Genomic DNA, 16,423 nt, shown 5'->3' on the forward strand with positions numbered 1-16,423 from the left:
CCAGTAGATTGTAACTATTTGAAACGGCTATTATCCCTTCAGCGTTGCGTTCACCCACTCCTGCAGCGCGCGGCGCGAAACTTTAATGCCGCCATTTTTGAGTTCGGTCGGCAAAAGCAGCCAGCGGACGGGTTGTTCAAAACGCGCCACCTTGTCCCTGACCCAGTCGGGTAAAGTGGTGATATCCGTTCCCGGCTCGCACTCCACCACCGCCACCGGACGTTGCCCGAATTCAGCGTCGTCCAGCGGAACGATAAACACCTGGTTAACCTGCGGGTGCGTGGCGATAACGCGCTCGAGCGATTCCGGCTGGATCCCTTCTCCGCCGCTAAAAAAGAGGTTATCCATGCGGCCGAGGATCGTCAGACGGCCGTCATGCCATTCCCCGCGATCGCGAGTGGCAAACCAGCCCTGCGCGTTGGTCAGCGGTATCAGCGCGCCGTCCCGCCAGTAGCCTGAGGCCATGCTTTGCGCTCTGATCCAGACTTCACCGTTAACGACCTGCACCTCTCTGCCCGGCAGCGCATAGCCCACGTCCGGCTCGCCGTCGGCCTCTTTCGCACAGACGGTAGAGGCGAACTCGGTCAGACCGTAGCCGCAGAAGGTGCGAATATCCTGCTCTCGCGCCTGTTCGGTCAATTCAACAGGAATGGCTGCCCCGCCCAGCAGCACCGCTTTCAGTGCGACAGGCTGGTGGGCATTAAGCAGACGCCAGAGCTGGGTTGGCACCAGCGAGGCGTGGGTGCAGCCGCACAGCGCCTGCTCCAGAGGCTGTTTCTCGCGCACGGTTAACCGCGCGCCAGCCTGCAGCCAGCGCCATAAAATCCCCTGGCCGGAAACGTGGAACAGCGGTAGCGAAAGCAGCCAGTCGTCGTCTTCACCGTAGGGCATCAGCGACAAAACGCCGCGCGCGCTGGCGAGATGGGCCTCGCAGGTATGGACCGCTGCTTTCGGCAGACCGGTGGAGCCGGAGGTCAGCGTCATGGAGGCCAGCCGCGCCGGTTGCCACGCAGCGCAATACGCATCGGCGGTCTCGCGCATGCTCAGGGCAGGAAGGCCGTCGTAGCTGCCCTCCAGCACCAGCGCAAAGCGCAGCGTCATCTGCGGGAGCAGCACGTCCAGCAGCGGGCGCGGCAGCTGCGGATTAACGGGAAGAATACGCGCCCCGCACTGGAGCAGCGCCAGCCACGCCAGCAGGGTGTGCGGGTGGTTATGGGCCAGCAGCAGCACGCCGTCGCCCTCCTCCACGCCCTGACGGTGAAAGCCCGCCGCAAGGCTGTCGATGCGCGCGCACAGCTGTTGCCAGCTGAGCACCTCGTCGTTCAGCCTCAGGGCCGGTTTATCGGTAAATTGCGCACGCCAGTGCCGCCACGGCCAGTCGGTAAAACTCATCGCAACGGCTCCAGCGCCGCGACGTCGAGGCACGGCAGCGCGCTGTCCGGCCACGGGCGAAGAAGCTGAGCCTGCATCAGGTTCAGCGTGTCGAGGCCGGGGACCGTGTCAGGCGTTAACCAGGCGGCAATGCGCGCCAGCTGGGTTAGCCCAAGGCTGGACTCAATCGACGAGCTGATGACCGCCGTCAGCCCTAAGGCGTGCGCCGCCGCGACCTGCTCGCGCACTTTCGCCAGGCTGCCGGTCAGCGTAGGTTTAATCACCACCGCGCTGACGCCGGGCTCGGCAGCGAATTCAAAATCGGCCTCGCGCAGGCTTTCATCCCAGGCGATGGCAATCCCCGTTTCGCGAGCGAACGCGCGCGAATCCTCGCGGGTTTTGCACGGCTCTTCGAGGAAGGCAATGCGGCTGCGGTACGCCGGATTGACGTACTTTGCAAATTGCTGCGCCTTAAGCGGCGTCCAGGCACGGTTGGCGTCCAGACGCAGATGCAGATCGGGGATCGCCTCCAGCAGCAGGTTGGCGACCATGCCGTCACGTACCGCTTCATAAAGCCCGACTTTGATTTTCGCGACCTTCTCGCCCGGCATGGCGGAGAGCTGCGCGAACAGCTCGTCCGGATCGCCCGTACAGAGCGGCGCCGCGCGGTAATTCCCCGCTTCCGGCAGGCTGCCGTCCAGCTCCGCCAGCGCGCAGCTGATACCAAAGGCCGCGGAAGGGACGTCCGGCAGCGCCGGATCCGCCCCCTCGCGCCACGCGTCCGCCCACGCCAGCAAGGCCGCCCGCGCGTCATCCAGCGACTCGAGGCTAAACCCCGGCAGAGGCGAAATCTCGCCCCAGCCTTCCCGCTCGCCCTGCTGCAGATGCACGAAGAAACCGTCACGGGTTTTTAACCGCCGTTCACGCAGCACCACGCCCGCGTCCATCGGTATCTGCCAGCGGTAAACCTGCGCGCGACGCATTACGGATTCCGTTTGTATTTGCTGAAGTCTGGCTGGCGTTTTTCGTTAAACGCGTTGCGCCCTTCCTGACCCTCTTCGGTCATGTAGAACAGCATGGTGGCGTTGCCCGCCAGCTCCTGCAGACCCGCCTGACCGTCGCAGTCGGCGTTGAGTGCCGCTTTCAGGCAGCGCAGCGCCATCGGGCTGTTTTGCAGCATTTCGCGACACCAGCGCACGGTCTCTTTTTCGAGATCGGCAAGCGGCACCACGGTATTCACCAGGCCCATATCCAGCGCTTCCTGCGCGTTGTACTGACGGCACAGGAACCAGATTTCACGGGCTTTTTTCTGCCCGACGATGCGCGCCATGTAGGAGGCACCCCAGCCGCCGTCGAAAGATCCCACTTTCGGGCCGGTCTGGCCGAAGATGGCGTTTTCAGCGGCAATGGTCAGGTCGCACATCATGTGCAGCACGTGGCCGCCACCGATGGAGTAGCCCGCCACCATCGCCACCACCGGTTTTGGACAGGTGCGGATCTGACGCTGGAAATCGAGGACGTTCAGGTGGTGCGTACCCGCATCGTCCTGGTATCCGCCGTAGTCGCCGCGCACTTTCTGATCGCCACCGGAGCAGAACGCTTTCTCGCCTTCGCCGGTCAGGACAATCACGCCGATGTTGTCGTCATAGCGCGCATCCGCCAGGGCCTGAATCATCTCTTTCACGGTCAGCGGACGGAAGGCGTTACGCACCTGCGGGCGGTTGATGGTGATTTTGGCAATACCGTCGGTGGATTTGTGGTAACGAATGTCGGTGTAGCCTTCGGAGCAGTCCTGCCATTCAACCGGGGCGTAAAGCATGTGTTCATCAGGATAGATCATAGAGTGTCCTTTATTCGAAGACGCAGTATCTGAGCCAGACTCGCGGCAACCGCGTCGGGGTTTTCCCGGTGGGCGTTGTGTCCGGCGTTGGGAATTGCATGGCAGACGGCGTTCAGCTCCGCAGCAAGGGCCGCAAACTTCTCATCACGTTCGCCATAGAGATAATCAAAAGTGAAATCACGTGCGCTTAACGCGGTACGCAGGTCGGGCTGCACGGCCAGCGACGTCGCCTCGAGCATCATCGCCAGCGCCGCGCCGTTGTTCTGGCTGCGCAGGGTAATCAGCGCGTCGCGCTGGGCGTCCGTCAGGGAGGCAAACACGGGCTGTTGGTACCAGTCAGCGAATACCTTTTCCAGCGGTTCGCTGCGAAAACGCGTCGCCCAGCGGCGGTCGGATGCCAGCCGCGCCTGTCGCGCATCGGCATCCTGCAGGCCCGGATGGCCGCCTTCTACCGTCACACCCAACAGCCCCTTCGGCTGCTGGCAGGCATGGAACATCGCAATGCGGCCGCCGAGGGAGTACCCGACGAGCCAGAATTTCAGTATGTTGTAACTAATCAGAGTTCGGGTAAGCAACGCGCTCATCTCGTCGAAGCCCGTCACGCCCAGATCCTGGGATCTACCGTGTCCCGGCAGATCCAGATACAGCCGGGGGTAATCACAAAGCCGCTCACCAACCCCCTGCCACTCGCGGCAATCGCCGGAAAAACCGTGCAAAAAGACCAGCCAGGGATAGCCTGGTTTTCCAGCCTGCTGCACGCCCGAGAGGATCACAGCTGGCTCACCTGCGCCAGCAGGCTTTGCAGGGCCTGCGCACCGTCAGCCTCGTTCACCACCAGCTCAATCAGCGTCGCGCCCGGCTGCTTCCAGGCGGAGCTTAGCGCCGCATCCAGCTGTTCCCAGCTTTCCGGGCGATGGTATTTCAGGCTGAACATTGCCGCGGCGTGTTCGAACTGCACGTTCTGCGGCATCAGATAGAAGCGCTCGCGCTCGCTCTGCGGCGTAGGCAGCAGGGAGAAAATCTGTCCGCCGTTGTTGTTAACCACGATCAGCACGAACGGGGCAGACGCCTGACGCAGCAGCGCCAGCGCGTTGAGGTCGTAGAGCGCGGAGAGATCCCCCACGATGGCCAGCGTCGATTTTGCGCTGGCGCGCTGCACGCCCGCCGCCGTAGAGATCAGCCCGTCGATGCCGCTGGCACCACGGTTGCTGTACACCGGGTAGCCCGCGGGCAGCTGCGAAAAGGCGTCAATCAGCCGCACGACCAGGCTGTTGCCGACAAACAGCTGCCCCTGCTCGGGCAGGTACTGGCGAATACGGTGCGCCAGCCCGGCCTCGCTGAACGCTTCACAGCGCGCATGGGTCAGTTCCCACGCCTGGCGCGACAGGTCCGGGAGGGTAACCGCCCAGGGTTTGCGTTTTTCAGCCGGATGGAGCGCCAGCCAGGCGTCGATACGGCTGACCAGACGACGACCGCGGTGGTGCGCCGGATCAAGACGCCCTTCCAGCGCGTCCACCAGCCAGTATTCGTCCGGTGTGCAGGTGGCCTGCCACTGCAGTAACCGCTTGCCGGTTAAACTCGATCCAAGCTGGACCACAATCTGCGCCTGCGACAGCTCGGTGACCGCTTTGGCATTACCCAGCCAGAGATCCGCGCACGGCAGCGGCTGACCGGTCTGGGAAAGCACGTCGCCGATCAGCGGCCAGCCCAGGGTTTGCGCCCATTCGGCGACCAGCTTGCCTTCGGCAGGGCTCATGCGCCCGGCGATAACCACGCCGCGCTTCTGCCGCCAGAAGAACCAGTCGCGCTGTTTCGCGCTCTCAAGGTGCGTCTGCTCGCGCAGCCACGGTTTCTCACTCCCCCACCAGTCACCGAGAGACTGCTGCCAGTCAAGACCCGTGTCGTCCAGCTCGCCGTACAGCGGCTCGGCAAACGGGCAGTTGATATGCAGCGCCCCGCCGCGCAGCGTCTCCATGGCGTGATCGACGGTGGAGACCAGCCAGCTCGCCGGAATATCCTGGGTGGGACGCGGCAGCGAAATCGTCTGCGAAGGATGCGAAGAAAAGAGCCCCGGCTGACGGATGGCCTGATTGGCGCCGCAGTCGATAAGCTCAGGGGGACGATCGGCCGTCAGCAGAATCAGCTTTTCACCGGTTAACCCGGCTTCAATCAGAGCCGGATAGAGGTTCGCCACGGCAGTACCGGAAGTGACGATCACCGCCACGGGTTCTTTGCTGACCTTCGCCAGACCCAGCGCGAGATGCCCGAGGCCACGCTCATCAAAGTGGGTGTGGTGAATCAACGCCCGGTTTTCGGCGGCCGCCAGCGTCAGCGGCGTTGAGCGAGAACCCGGTGCAATACACACGTGCCTGACGCCATGGCGCGTCAGGGCTTCAAGGATCACCGCCGCCCAGCGTCGGTTAAAAGAACTTACTGACATGAGATTGTCCGGTATCAAGAATGCGACACAGTATAAATAATAGAAAAAATTGGAATTTTGATGTGAATCGGGATTGCGCGATTCAGTATTAATCCCTTAGGAGCAGAGAGCGCAACCCGGCCGCTTTGTTTTCAATCTCCTGCCACTCCTGCTCCGGGTCAGATCCGCTGACAATACCGGCGCCGGCATAGAGCCGCAGCGAGTCCTCATGGACGCGGGCTGAACGCAGCGCCACGCAGAACTCACTCTGGTCAGGAGATAAATACCCGGCCGAACCGGCGTACCACTCGCGGTTAAAGGGCTCAACCTTCTGAATAAACTCGCGCGCTGGCTGTCGCGGAAGCCCGGCAACCGCCGCCGTCGGCTGTAGCATATGCAGGCACTGCTCGTCGTCAGCCTGTTTGAGCGCGGTCCAGATACAGCGGCGCAAATGCTGCACCTTACGCAGGCGTACCACCTGGGCAGGCAGTACCTCAAGCGTCTGCGTAGAGTGCTGAAGACGCTGACAGATATCTTCCACGACCAGCATATTCTCGCGCTGGTTTTTATCGTCGTTCAGCAGCCACTCGCCCAGACGCTGCGCCTTTTTATCATCGGTATGGCTGGCGACGGTGCCCGCCAGCGCTTCGGTGCGCAGCAGCGTGCCGCGTCGCCGCCAGAGACGCTCGGGCGTCGAGCCGAGAAACGCATTGCTGGCGTCGAATACCATGCAGAAGTGATAGCAATGTAAATTGAGGGCGCGGCTGGCCGCCATCAGCGCGACGGGGTTAATGCGCTGTGTAAACTGAAGATCGGTGGCCCTCGCAAGGACAACCTTTTCAAAATCACCGCGCGCGATGGTTTCGGTCGCCCTGCGGACAAGTCTCAGCCATTCGGCCCGTTGCGGCTGATGGTTTTCGTGCTCAACCTGAACGGCCAGCGGGCGGATAGGCCTGGCTGGCTGGAGCCGCTGTAAAAAATCCCGCGCGGCATGGGCATCTTCCTGAAGTGAATAATCGCTCCACAGCTGCAGGCGCAGCGTAGCGGTGCCGGCGGTACGTCGCCAGAACAGTCGCGGTAAAAAGAGGCTGCCCTGCTCCGGATTAAAGGCGTTCAGGCCGCAGATGCGGGTATCACCTGCCGCGTTTTGCTCGCGCAAAAACTGCGTGGCTAACGCCAGAGAGGAAAAGGTGATAACCGCCCCCAGCGCGGCCAGCTCTTCATCGCCGTTACGCTGCTGCCAGTAAAACTGCGGATAGCACTGCTGCGCCCCAAGCCAGGCGAGAGGGTCGAAGGCATCGTTTAACGGGAAAGAGACGTCGAAATGACGTATGCCGGGCGTTGCGGGTAACGCTTGCGAAAGCTGGTTACGCAATTGCTCCAGCGCGAGGAAAATCGAATTCACGCGAACCTCTCCCTGTTAAAACCTCGTATTATACGGGGTACTGGCCATAAATAGCAGTACCCACGTATAGGGAGTGGTTAAGCGGCTTAACGACGGGCCAACAGCAGCCCCAGTACCAGGCCTACGGCAGCACCCACGCCAATACCCTGCCACGGTTTTTCATGCACGTAATCATCGGCACGGTACACCGCTTTTTTGGCGCGGTAGTAGTAGTTATCAGACGCATGGCTGACGCGGTTTTTCACTTCATGCAGCGCCTGCTCGGCACGGGCTTTTAGCTCAATATATTTCTGATCGGCAGGGTCGCCCGAGGAACGTAACACCTCTTCCAGCGTTTCGCTCAGTAAGGCCAGGTCGTCGTCGATACGGGTATCCCAGGATTGAAATGACATATTTTTCTCCATGTTAGTACACCAGTTCGCTAACTATAGCCAACGACTCGCCATTACGCCTGCTTCGCTTCCCGCGCCATGCCGACGTGGGGAATGCCGTCTTCGTCGTATACTTCGGTGACCGGCACGAAACCAAAGTGGCCGTAGAAGGACTGCAGGTGCGCCTGTGCGCCCAGGTATAACGCCTTGTTCGGCCACTGTTTCTGGCATGCCTCCAGCGTTTTCTCCATCAGCTGATAGCCCAGTTTTTCACCGCGCGCTTTGCCGCTGATGATGACCCGACCAATCACGACAGGCTCGAATGCGTCCTCGCTTTTCAGAATCCTCGCATACGCCACCAGCTCGTTATCCCGCCAGCCAAGAATATGGCGGTTCTCACCGACGAGATCGTCGCCGTCGATGTCCTGATACGGGCAGGTCTGTTCAACCACGAACACTTCGCAGCGCAGTTTCAGCAGGGCGTAAAGTGAATGAACGGTGAGGTCACTATGGTGTAAATCTTGCCACTGGATCATGTCAGTCTCCTTCCTGGGGTTCATCACGTTATACTAAACCCCTCCCCGTTCAGCAAAGGGCTGATTGCGTTATGGAACTGATTTTTCTGGGTACGTCCGCGGGCGTGCCAACCCGCTCACGAAATGTGACGGCGATTCTGCTGGATCTTAAACACCCCACCCGCGGCGGGCTGTGGCTGTTTGACTGTGGTGAAGGGACGCAGCATCAGCTGTTACACACCGCTTATCACCCCGGCAAGCTGGATAAAATTTTTATCACCCATCTGCATGGCGACCATCTGTTTGGCCTTCCCGGCCTGCTGTGCAGCCGCTCGATGGCCGGTAACGCCAACCCGCTGACGATTTACGGGCCTGCGGGTATTCGTGAATTCGTTGAAACCACGCTGCGCCTGAGCGGGTCGTGGACGGATTATCCGCTGGAGGTCGTTGAGATTAGCGAAGGCCTGGTTTTCGATGACGGCGATTATAAGGTGAGCGCTCAGCCGCTCAATCACCCTGTCGAGTGCTATGGATACCGTATTGACGCGCATGACAAACCCGGCGCGCTGGATGCCGCCGCGCTAATGGCCGATGGCGTAAAACCCGGGCCGCTGTTCCAGCGCCTGAAGCACGGCGAGACCGTCACGCTGGAGGACGGGCGCGTCATCAATGGGCAGGATTATCTCGCCGCACCGCAGCCCGGCAAGAAGCTGGCAATTTTTGGCGACACGGCCCCGTGCCGGGCGGCGCTCACGCTGGCCCAGGGCGTTGACGTGATGGTACATGAAGCGACCCTTGAAACGGCGATGGAAGAGAAAGCCAACGGCCGGGGCCACAGCTCGACGCGACAGGCGGCGCAGCTAGCCCGTGACGCGGGCGTCGGGCGGCTCATCGTCACCCACGTCAGCTCGCGCTACGACGCGCGGGGCTGTGAAAAGCTGCTGGCAGAGTGCCTCGCGCTGTTCCCGGAATGTGAGCTGGCCGAAGATTTCGCTCAGGTCAGCGTTTAGTCCTTCATTTTTCCCTCAGGATGCCGATAACGATTAAAAGGTCAGCATTTCTCTCGAGGGTAGAATGGATAATTTCCAGAAAGATATTGATGACAGGGCGAATCTGACCCTGTCGAACCGTTTTGAACTGTTGCTGTTCCGTCTTGGCACCTCTCTTAACGAAAATAAATCTGAGCTGTTTGGCATTAACGTCTTTAAGCTGCGTGAAATTGTGCCGATGCCGGAGTTCACGAAACCCGCCGGGATGAAATCACCGCTGATGGGAATGGTGAATATCCGCGATCAGGTGATCCCGGTGATTGACCTGGCCGCCGTGGCGGGCTGTAAGCCCACCACCGGGCTGAACATCCTGCTGATCACCGAATATGCGCGCAGCGTGCAGGCGTTTGCCGTGGAGTCGGTTGAGAACATCATGCGTCTGGACTGGAAGCAGGTGCACGCGGCGGAAACCGCCGTCAGCGGTCGCTACATCACCAGCATTGCGTGTCTTGACGAGAAGAGCGATACCAACGATCTGGCGATGGTGCTGGACGTTGAGCAGATCCTGTATGACATCACTCCGGCCAATCACGACCTGCACGCCACCAATCTGAAGACCACCAAATTCCATATTAAGCCGGGCGCGGTCGCGATTGTGGCGGAAGATTCCAAAGTGGCGCGTTCGATGCTGGAGAAAGGTCTGCAGGCGATGGAGATCCCGGCGCAGCTGCACATCACCGGCAAAGACGCGTGGGAAAAAATTGGCGTGCTGGCCGCACAGGCGCAGGCTGAGGGCGTGCCGATCACCGATAAGATCGCGCTGGTGCTGACCGACCTCGAAATGCCGGAGATGGACGGTTTTACGCTGACGCGCAAAATCAAAACCGACCCGGTTCTGAAAGATATTCCGGTGGTGATCCACTCTTCCCTTCCCGGCAACGCCAACGAAGACCATATTCGTAAGGTGAAGGCGGATGGCTACGTCGCGAAGTTTGAGCTGAACGAGCTGTCGTCGGTGATTGAGGAAGTGCTGGACCGCTCGATGAAGAAGATTGACGGGCCGTTGATTAGCCGTAAACAGCTGGCTTAGTCGGGTGGCGCTACGCTTACCCGACCTACAAAACCCGTAGGCCCTGCAAGCGTAGCGACGCTGGGCAACAAAAAACCCGCCGAGGCGGGTTTTTTGTTTTTACATCAGCGGCATCGCGCGCTGCACGATATCAATCAGCGGTTGCGGATAGATACCGAAGATCAGCACCAGCAGCGCGGAGATGAGTACCACGATGCCACCAGCGCTGTACTGCCAGTTGCCTGGAGCATCACGATTGAGCTGCTGAGGTGCGCTCAGGTACAGGCTCACGGCCACGCGCAGGTAGTAGTACAGACCAATCGCGGAGCCGATCACCACGCCCGCGGTCAGCCACCACAGGTGCGCCTGCACACCGACGGCCAGCACGTAGAACTTACCGATAAAGCCAAGCGTCATCGGAATACCGGCCAGAGAGAGCATCATCACGGTCATTACGGCGGACAGGATCGGACGGTGCCAGAACAGACCACGGTAAGAGAACAGTGAATCGGCATCCGGACCACGGTACGGGCTGGACATCAGGCTCACCACGCCGAAGGCGCCGAGGCTGCTGAACAGGTAACCGGCCAGATAGACGCCCACGGCTTCCATCGACATCTCACCGCTCTGCAGCGCAATCAGCGCCACCATCAGGTAGCCCAGATGAGAGATAGACGAGTAGCCCAGCAGACGCTTGATGTTGGTCTGGCTCAGCGCCATCAGGTTACCGAAGATGATGGAGACGAACGCGATGATGCCCAGCACCACGCGAACCGCTTCGCTGTCACCCACCGGCGCGTACAGGAACAGACGCATCACCACCCCGAAGATGGCGATTTTGCTCGCCGTCGCCAGGAAGGTCGACACCGGAGCCGGTGCCCCCTGGTAGACGTCTGGCGTCCACAGGTGGAACGGGACCAGAGAGAGTTTGAAGCCAAGGCCAACAATCATCATGCCCAGACCCGCCAGCAGCAGCGGCTCATGCAGCATGCCGTCACCGAGGCTCTTGCCGAGCGCCATAAAGGAGAGGTTACCGGACTGTGCGTACACCAGCGCAATACCAAACAGCAGGAACGAGGACGCCGCCGCAGACAGGATGGTGTACTTGATGCTTGCTTCCAGCGAGCGCTTCTGGCGGAAGGCGTAACCAATCAGACCGAACAGCGGCAGAGAGATCAGCTCAATGCCGAGGAACAGCGCGGCCAGGTGGTTCGCATTCGCCAGCAGAATGCCGCCCAGCGCGGCAATCAGAACCAGCAGGTAAAACTCTTCTTTGTTGTCGTTGTAGCCTTCGAGCCACGGGTACGCAAAGGTACAGGTTGCCAGGCTCGCCAGCAGCACCAGACCGGTATACAGCATGGCGTAACCGTCAACGCGCATCAGCGGGGTGACGTCCATCGCCCCACCCTGGCCAACAAACCAGAGTGAGACTAACGCGGCGTTCAGGCCGATGACCGACAGCGTGGCATTCAGGAAGTGATTGCGTCGCCACGCAATGGAGAGCATCACAACCACCACCGTCAATCCGACGATCAGCAGCGGTAGCAGCGCGATCAGTTGTTGTGGAGTTATTGTCATGGCGAATTACGGCCTTGTAGTAGAAACAGAATTAACAAACCACTGCTGGATATTGCCCATCGCGCTGTGCGAGGTATCCAGAATCGGCTGCGGGAAGAAGCCCAGCAGCACCAGCAGTACGACCAGCAGCAGGATGATGAACAGCTCACGCAGCGACATCCCCGGCAGTTCTTGTGCAGCAATTTCGCTCTTCGCTTTACCGAAGTAAGCGCGGTGCAGCATCGCCAGCGAGTAGACGGAAGCGAACACCAGACCAAAGGTGGAGATCACGGTAATCACCGGTACCACTTTGAAGCTGCCGAACAGAATCATAAATTCGCCGACGAAGTTACCGGTACCCGGCATCCCCAGAGTCGCCACCGCGAAGAACATGGAGAGCGCTGGCAGCCACTTAATTTTGCTCCACAGACCGCCCATCATACGCATGTCGCGGGTGTGCAGACGTTCGTACAGCTGGCCGCACAGGATGAAGAGACCGGCTGCGGACAGACCGTGCGCAATCATCTGGATCACCGCACCCTGGTACGCCAGCTGGCTGCCGGTGTAGATAGCAATCAGCACGAAGCCCATGTGGGAAACGGAGGTGTAGGCAATCAGACGCTTGATGTCGTACTGGGTGAAGGCCATCCAGGCACCGTAGAAGATACCGATCACACCCAGCCACATGGCAATCGGTGCGAACTCTGCGGAGGCGTTCGGGAACAGCGGCAGTGCAAAGCGCAGCAGACCGTAGGCCGCGGTTTTCAGCAAGATGCCCGCCAGGTCAACGGAACCCGCCGTTGGCGCCTGAGAGTGCGCGTCTGGCAGCCAGCCGTGCAGCGGAACCACCGGCATTTTCACCGCGAAGGCGATGAAGAAGCCCAGCATCAGCAGGTATTCTACGCCGTGCGACATTGGGGTCTTCAGCAGGTCTTCGTAGTTGAAGGTCCAGGTGCCGGTCGCGTTGTGGTGAACAAACACCAGCGCCAGAATGGCAATCAGCATCACCAGACCACTCGCCTGGGTATAGATGAAGAACTTGGTTGCCGCCGTGATACGCGTTTTACCGTCGGACGCCTTGTGGCCCCACAGCGCGATCAGGAAGTACATCGGCACCAGCATCATCTCCCAGAAGAAGAAGAACAGGAACATGTCGATGGCAAGGAACACGCCGATTACGCCGCCCAGGATCCACATCAGGTTCAGGTGGAAGAAGCCCTGGTATTTTTCGATTTCACGCCAGGAGCAGAGTACCGCCAGAACGCCGAGCAGACCGGTCAACACCACCATCAGCAGTGAGAGACCGTCAATCGCCAGGTGGATCGTAATGCCGAAACGTGGGATCCACGGCAGGATGAACTCAGACTGCCACTGCGGAATGCCCGCAGACTGGGTCAGTGAGTAACCGCCCTGCAACCACAGTTGCAGGCCAAGCGCGAGCGTCAATCCCATGGTGATCAGCGCGATCCAGCGCGGCATCTTCACGCCAAAGCGTTCAGTCTGCCAGCACAGGAAGCCGCCGATGAAGGGAATTAATATTAGCCAGGGTAGTAACATGGCGATTTACATTCCTTTTTAAGGCCCCCAGCAGGGGCCTGATTTTCAACGAATTCGAATAAAATTCACTTAACGATCAACGCAACACCATCAGCAGCGCCAGCACGACAACCGCACCGATGCTCATGGACGCCACATACCAGCGCAGGTAACCGTTCTCGCTGTACAGCAGGCCTTTGCCTGCAAAGCGGGAAAGGATCGCCGGGATGTTCATCAGGCTGTTCAGCGGGTCGCGCTTCAGAAGCCACGCGATGCCCAGGAACGGCTTAACGAAGATCATGTCGTACAGCCAGTCGAAGCCCCACGCGTTGTACCACCAGGTGCCCAGCAGGCGGCCCGGCGCACTGTTGGCCACGGCAGTGACCAGCGTACGTTTGCCCAGCCACAGCCATGCCGCAATCAGGATGCCCGCGATAGCGACCACACCGGAGGTGATTTCAAGCGTCAGAACGCGACCGTGCTCAAGCTCGGTGGTGTCTGGCAGCACGCCCTGCAGCGGAGGCACAATCATCGCGCCAACGAAGGTGGACAGTACCAGCAGCACAATCAGCGGCAGGTGATGGGTAATCCCCTTCCCTGCGTGAGCGTGAATTTGTTCTTTACCGTGGAATACGATGAAAATCATACGGAAGGTATACAGGGAGGTCATGAACGCACCGACCAGACCCGCAACCATCAGATTGATATGACCATTCGCCATGGCACCCGCAAGGATTTCGTCCTTACTGAAGAAGCCCGCGGTGATCAGCGGCAGAGCCGCCAGCGCCGCGCCGCCCACCAGGAAGCAAACATACACCAGCGGGATGGACTTACGCAGTCCGCCCATTTTGAAGATGTTCTGCTCGTGATGGCAGGCCAGAATCACTGAACCAGATGAGAGGAACAGCAGCGCTTTAAAGAACGCGTGCGTCATCAGGTGGAAAATGGCCGCGTCCCAGGCCTGAACGCCCAACGCGAGGAACATGTAACCAATCTGACTCATGGTGGAATACGCAAGTACGCGCTTGATGTCGGTCTGCACCAGCGCGGCAAAGCCTGCCAGCACCAGCGTGACCGCTCCGACGATACCCACCAGGTGCAGAATTTCCGGAGTCATCAGGAACAGGCCATGGGTACGCGCAATCAGGTACACACCGGCGGTAACCATGGTCGCAGCGTGGATCAGCGCGGAGACAGGGGTTGGACCCGCCATCGCGTCGGCCAGCCATGTCTGCAACGGCAGCTGCGCGGATTTACCCACGGCACCACCCAGCAGCATCAGCGTTGCCCACCACAGCATGTTGTTGCCTGCGGCGAAGTGCGCTGGCGCCAGTTCCACCATTTCGCGGAAGTTCAGCGTGCCCAGTTCGTTGTAAAGAATGAACAGCGCGAAAGCGAGGAAGACGTCACCCACGCGGGTCACGACGAACGCTTTCATGGCCGCTGCGCCATTCTTCGGATCGGTATAGTAGAAACCGATCAGCAGGTAAGAACACAGACCCACGCCTTCCCAGCCCAGATACATCAGCAGCAGGTTATCGGCCAGGACCAGAACCACCATGCTGGCGATAAACAGGTTGGTGTAGGCGAAGAAGCGGGAGTAACCCTCTTCACCGCGCATATACCAGGAGGCGAACATGTGGATCAGGAAGCCGACGCCGGTGACCACGGAGAGCATGGTCAGCGAGAGACCATCCAGCACCAGGTTGAAACCGATGTTGAAATCACCGACTGACATCCAGGTCCACAGCGGCACGCTGAAAGGCTGACGCCCGTTGTTAAAGAAGTCGATACCCGCATACGCTGTCACCAGCGCGGCCAGGCCAACAGAGCCCATGCCGACGGTTGCAGACAGATTCTCAGACCAGCGGCCGCGAGAAAACGCCAGCAGCACGAAGCCAATCAGCGGAAAAATAATGGTTAAGGCAAGCATGTTCATCCACGCAACTCACTTACTGAATCGATGTTCAGATTCTGGCGGCGACGATGGAGCTGCAGCAACAGCGCCAGGCCAATACTCGCTTCGGCAGCCGCAAGGCTGATGGCGAGAATGTACATCACCTGACCATCGGTCTGGCCCCAGTAGCTTCCGGCGACCACGAAGGCCAGCGCGGAGGCGTTAATCATGATTTCCAGCCCGATCAGCATAAACAGCAGATTGCGGCGGATAACCAGACCAGTCAGACCCAGAACGAATAAAATCGCAGCGAGGATCAGTCCATGTGTTAAGGGGATCATGCGCGCTCCTCCGTTTTTCTTTTCGCGCGGTCGTCAGTGCGGTTGCTCAGCACCTCGCCAGCACGCTCTTCGCGGCCAACGTGGAAGGCCACAACCAGACCTGCCAGCAGCAGCATGGAGGCCAGTTCAACCGCCAGAACGTATGGGCCAAAGAGCGTAATACCGACCTCTTTAGCGCCGATCGGCGTGCCGTCGATGCCCTGATCGTTAACACCCAGAATGGCGTACACGATCACCACCAGCATGATGGCCGACAAAATTGCCGGGCCGATCCACACCTGCGGTTTTAACCACTGACGTTCCTGCTCGATTTCAGAGCCGCCCAGGTTCAGCATCATCACGACGAACACGAACAGCACCATGATGGCCCCGGCGTAGACGATGATTTCCAGCGCACCGGCGAAGTGCGCGCCCAGTGCGAAGAACACCCCGGAAATGGCAAGCAGCGAGATGATTAAGTACAGCAGCGCATGCACCGGATTGGTGTGCGTAATCACTCGCAGCGTAGCCAGGATGGCGATAAGGCCACAGATATAAAAAGCGAATTCCATTGCCCTCTCCTTACGGTAACAGGCTCTTGACGTCGATAGGCTTGGCTTCGTTCTCTGCTTCGCCCTTATCTTTGCCGTCGATTGCCATACCCGCCATCCGGTAGAAGTTATATTCCGGGTATTTGCCCGGACCGGAAATCAGCAGATCCTCTTTCTCGTACACCAGGTCCTGACGCTTGTACTCACCCAGCTCGAAGTCTGGAGTCAGCTGAATCGCCGTGGTTGGGCACGCTTCTTCACACAGACCGCAGAAAATGCAGCGTGAGAAGTTGATGCGGAAGAACTCAGGGTACCAGCGGCCGTCTACCGTCTCGGCTTTCTGCAGAGAGATACAGCCAACCGGACACGCAACCGCACACAGGTTACAGGCAACGCAGCGCTCGGAACCGTCCGGGTCGCGCGTCAGCACGATACGACCACGGTAGCGCGGCGGCAGATATACCGGCTCTTCCGGGTACATCCGGGTTTCGCGTTTGGCAAACGCGTGCAGGCCGATCATCCAGATACTGCGTACCTGGGTCCCGAAGCCTACCAGTAATTCTTTTAAGGTCATGGTCTATAG

Annotated in this window: 16 protein-coding genes; 2 read left to right on the top strand and 14 right to left on the bottom strand. The window is 59.7% G+C overall.

Annotated elements, in window-relative coordinates:
- Nucleotides 1–30: 30 nt before the first annotated feature.
- From menE to ACOTXT_RS02795, 8 genes are all read right to left on the bottom strand, one after another.
- Nucleotides 31–1,392 (bottom strand): o-succinylbenzoate--CoA ligase, encoded by a 1,362-nt coding sequence (menE, locus tag ACOTXT_RS02760; RefSeq protein WP_055321564.1) that lies wholly within the window; start codon nt 1,390–1,392, stop codon nt 31–33.
- Nucleotides 1,389–2,354, bottom strand: a complete 966-nt coding sequence (menC, locus tag ACOTXT_RS02765) for an o-succinylbenzoate synthase (RefSeq protein WP_055321565.1) — start codon at nt 2,352–2,354, stop codon at nt 1,389–1,391. Before menC ends, menE begins: the two co-directional genes overlap by 4 nt.
- A complete protein-coding gene (gene menB / locus ACOTXT_RS02770) occupies nt 2,354–3,211 on the bottom strand; it encodes a 1,4-dihydroxy-2-naphthoyl-CoA synthase (protein ID WP_008500223.1) in 858 nt (285 codons plus the stop codon). Before menB ends, menC begins: the two co-directional genes overlap by 1 nt.
- Entirely contained in the window at nt 3,208–3,984 is a 777-nt protein-coding gene (menH, locus tag ACOTXT_RS02775) for a 2-succinyl-6-hydroxy-2,4-cyclohexadiene-1-carboxylate synthase (RefSeq protein WP_333164078.1), read from the bottom strand. Before menH ends, menB begins: the two co-directional genes overlap by 4 nt.
- On the bottom strand, nt 3,981–5,651 hold the full coding sequence (gene menD / locus ACOTXT_RS02780; RefSeq protein WP_069598616.1) for a 2-succinyl-5-enolpyruvyl-6-hydroxy-3-cyclohexene-1-carboxylic-acid synthase: 1,671 nt from the start codon (nt 5,649–5,651) through the stop codon (nt 3,981–3,983). The genes menH and menD overlap by 4 nt, the downstream gene beginning before the upstream one ends.
- Nucleotides 5,652–5,739: 88 nt before the next feature.
- Nucleotides 5,740–7,035: an isochorismate synthase MenF gene (menF, locus tag ACOTXT_RS02785; protein WP_333164073.1), complete on the bottom strand. Its 1,296-nt coding sequence runs from the start codon at nt 7,033–7,035 to the stop codon at nt 5,740–5,742.
- Nucleotides 7,036–7,121: 86 nt separating this feature from the next.
- Nucleotides 7,122–7,427: a stress response protein ElaB gene (gene elaB / locus ACOTXT_RS02790; protein ID WP_045351798.1), complete on the bottom strand. Its 306-nt coding sequence runs from the start codon at nt 7,425–7,427 to the stop codon at nt 7,122–7,124.
- Between the two features lie 53 nt (nt 7,428–7,480).
- Nucleotides 7,481–7,942 carry a GNAT family N-acetyltransferase gene (locus ACOTXT_RS02795; protein WP_023294116.1) on the bottom strand — a complete coding sequence of 154 codons (462 nt, stop codon included), beginning with the start codon at nt 7,940–7,942 and terminating at the stop codon, nt 7,481–7,483.
- Between the two features lie 71 nt (nt 7,943–8,013).
- Here ACOTXT_RS02795 and rbn point away from each other — a divergent pair, with 71 nt between their 5' ends.
- A complete protein-coding gene (rbn, locus tag ACOTXT_RS02800; RefSeq protein WP_055321569.1) occupies nt 8,014–8,931 on the top strand; it encodes a ribonuclease BN in 918 nt (305 codons plus the stop codon).
- 64 nt (nt 8,932–8,995) lie between these two features.
- Nucleotides 8,996–10,000, top strand: coding sequence for a chemotaxis protein (locus ACOTXT_RS02805; protein ID WP_333164069.1), 1,005 nt, complete (start codon nt 8,996–8,998; stop codon nt 9,998–10,000).
- Nucleotides 10,001–10,099: 99 nt separating this feature from the next.
- Here the strand turns inward: ACOTXT_RS02805 and nuoN are convergent, their stop codons facing one another.
- The 6 genes from nuoN to nuoI form a co-directional block, all read right to left on the bottom strand.
- Entirely contained in the window at nt 10,100–11,557 is a 1,458-nt protein-coding gene (nuoN, locus tag ACOTXT_RS02810; RefSeq protein ID WP_008500215.1) for an NADH-quinone oxidoreductase subunit NuoN, read from the bottom strand.
- 6 nt (nt 11,558–11,563) lie between these two features.
- The gene (nuoM, locus tag ACOTXT_RS02815) at nt 11,564–13,093 is read right to left on the bottom strand and encodes an NADH-quinone oxidoreductase subunit M (RefSeq protein WP_008500214.1); all 1,530 of its coding nucleotides are present in this window, start codon (nt 13,091–13,093) and stop codon (nt 11,564–11,566) included.
- Nucleotides 13,094–13,169: 76 nt separating this feature from the next.
- Nucleotides 13,170–15,011: an NADH-quinone oxidoreductase subunit L gene (nuoL, locus tag ACOTXT_RS02820; RefSeq protein ID WP_023325763.1), complete on the bottom strand. Its 1,842-nt coding sequence runs from the start codon at nt 15,009–15,011 to the stop codon at nt 13,170–13,172.
- Nucleotides 15,008–15,310 carry an NADH-quinone oxidoreductase subunit NuoK gene (gene nuoK, locus ACOTXT_RS02825; protein WP_003861496.1) on the bottom strand — a complete coding sequence of 101 codons (303 nt, stop codon included), beginning with the start codon at nt 15,308–15,310 and terminating at the stop codon, nt 15,008–15,010. The genes nuoL and nuoK overlap by 4 nt, the downstream gene beginning before the upstream one ends.
- Nucleotides 15,307–15,861, bottom strand: coding sequence for an NADH-quinone oxidoreductase subunit J (gene nuoJ, locus ACOTXT_RS02830; RefSeq protein WP_008500212.1), 555 nt, complete (start codon nt 15,859–15,861; stop codon nt 15,307–15,309). The genes nuoK and nuoJ overlap by 4 nt, the downstream gene beginning before the upstream one ends.
- A gap of 10 nt (nt 15,862–15,871) precedes the next feature.
- Complete coding sequence (gene nuoI, locus ACOTXT_RS02835; protein WP_003861491.1) at nt 15,872–16,414, bottom strand: NADH-quinone oxidoreductase subunit NuoI; 543 nt, start codon at nt 16,412–16,414, stop codon at nt 15,872–15,874.
- Nucleotides 16,415–16,423: the final 9 nt, after the last annotated feature.

Source organism: Enterobacter cloacae complex sp. IR5422, assembly GCF_049238165.1.
GTDB lineage: Bacteria > Pseudomonadota > Gammaproteobacteria > Enterobacterales > Enterobacteriaceae > Enterobacter > Enterobacter roggenkampii.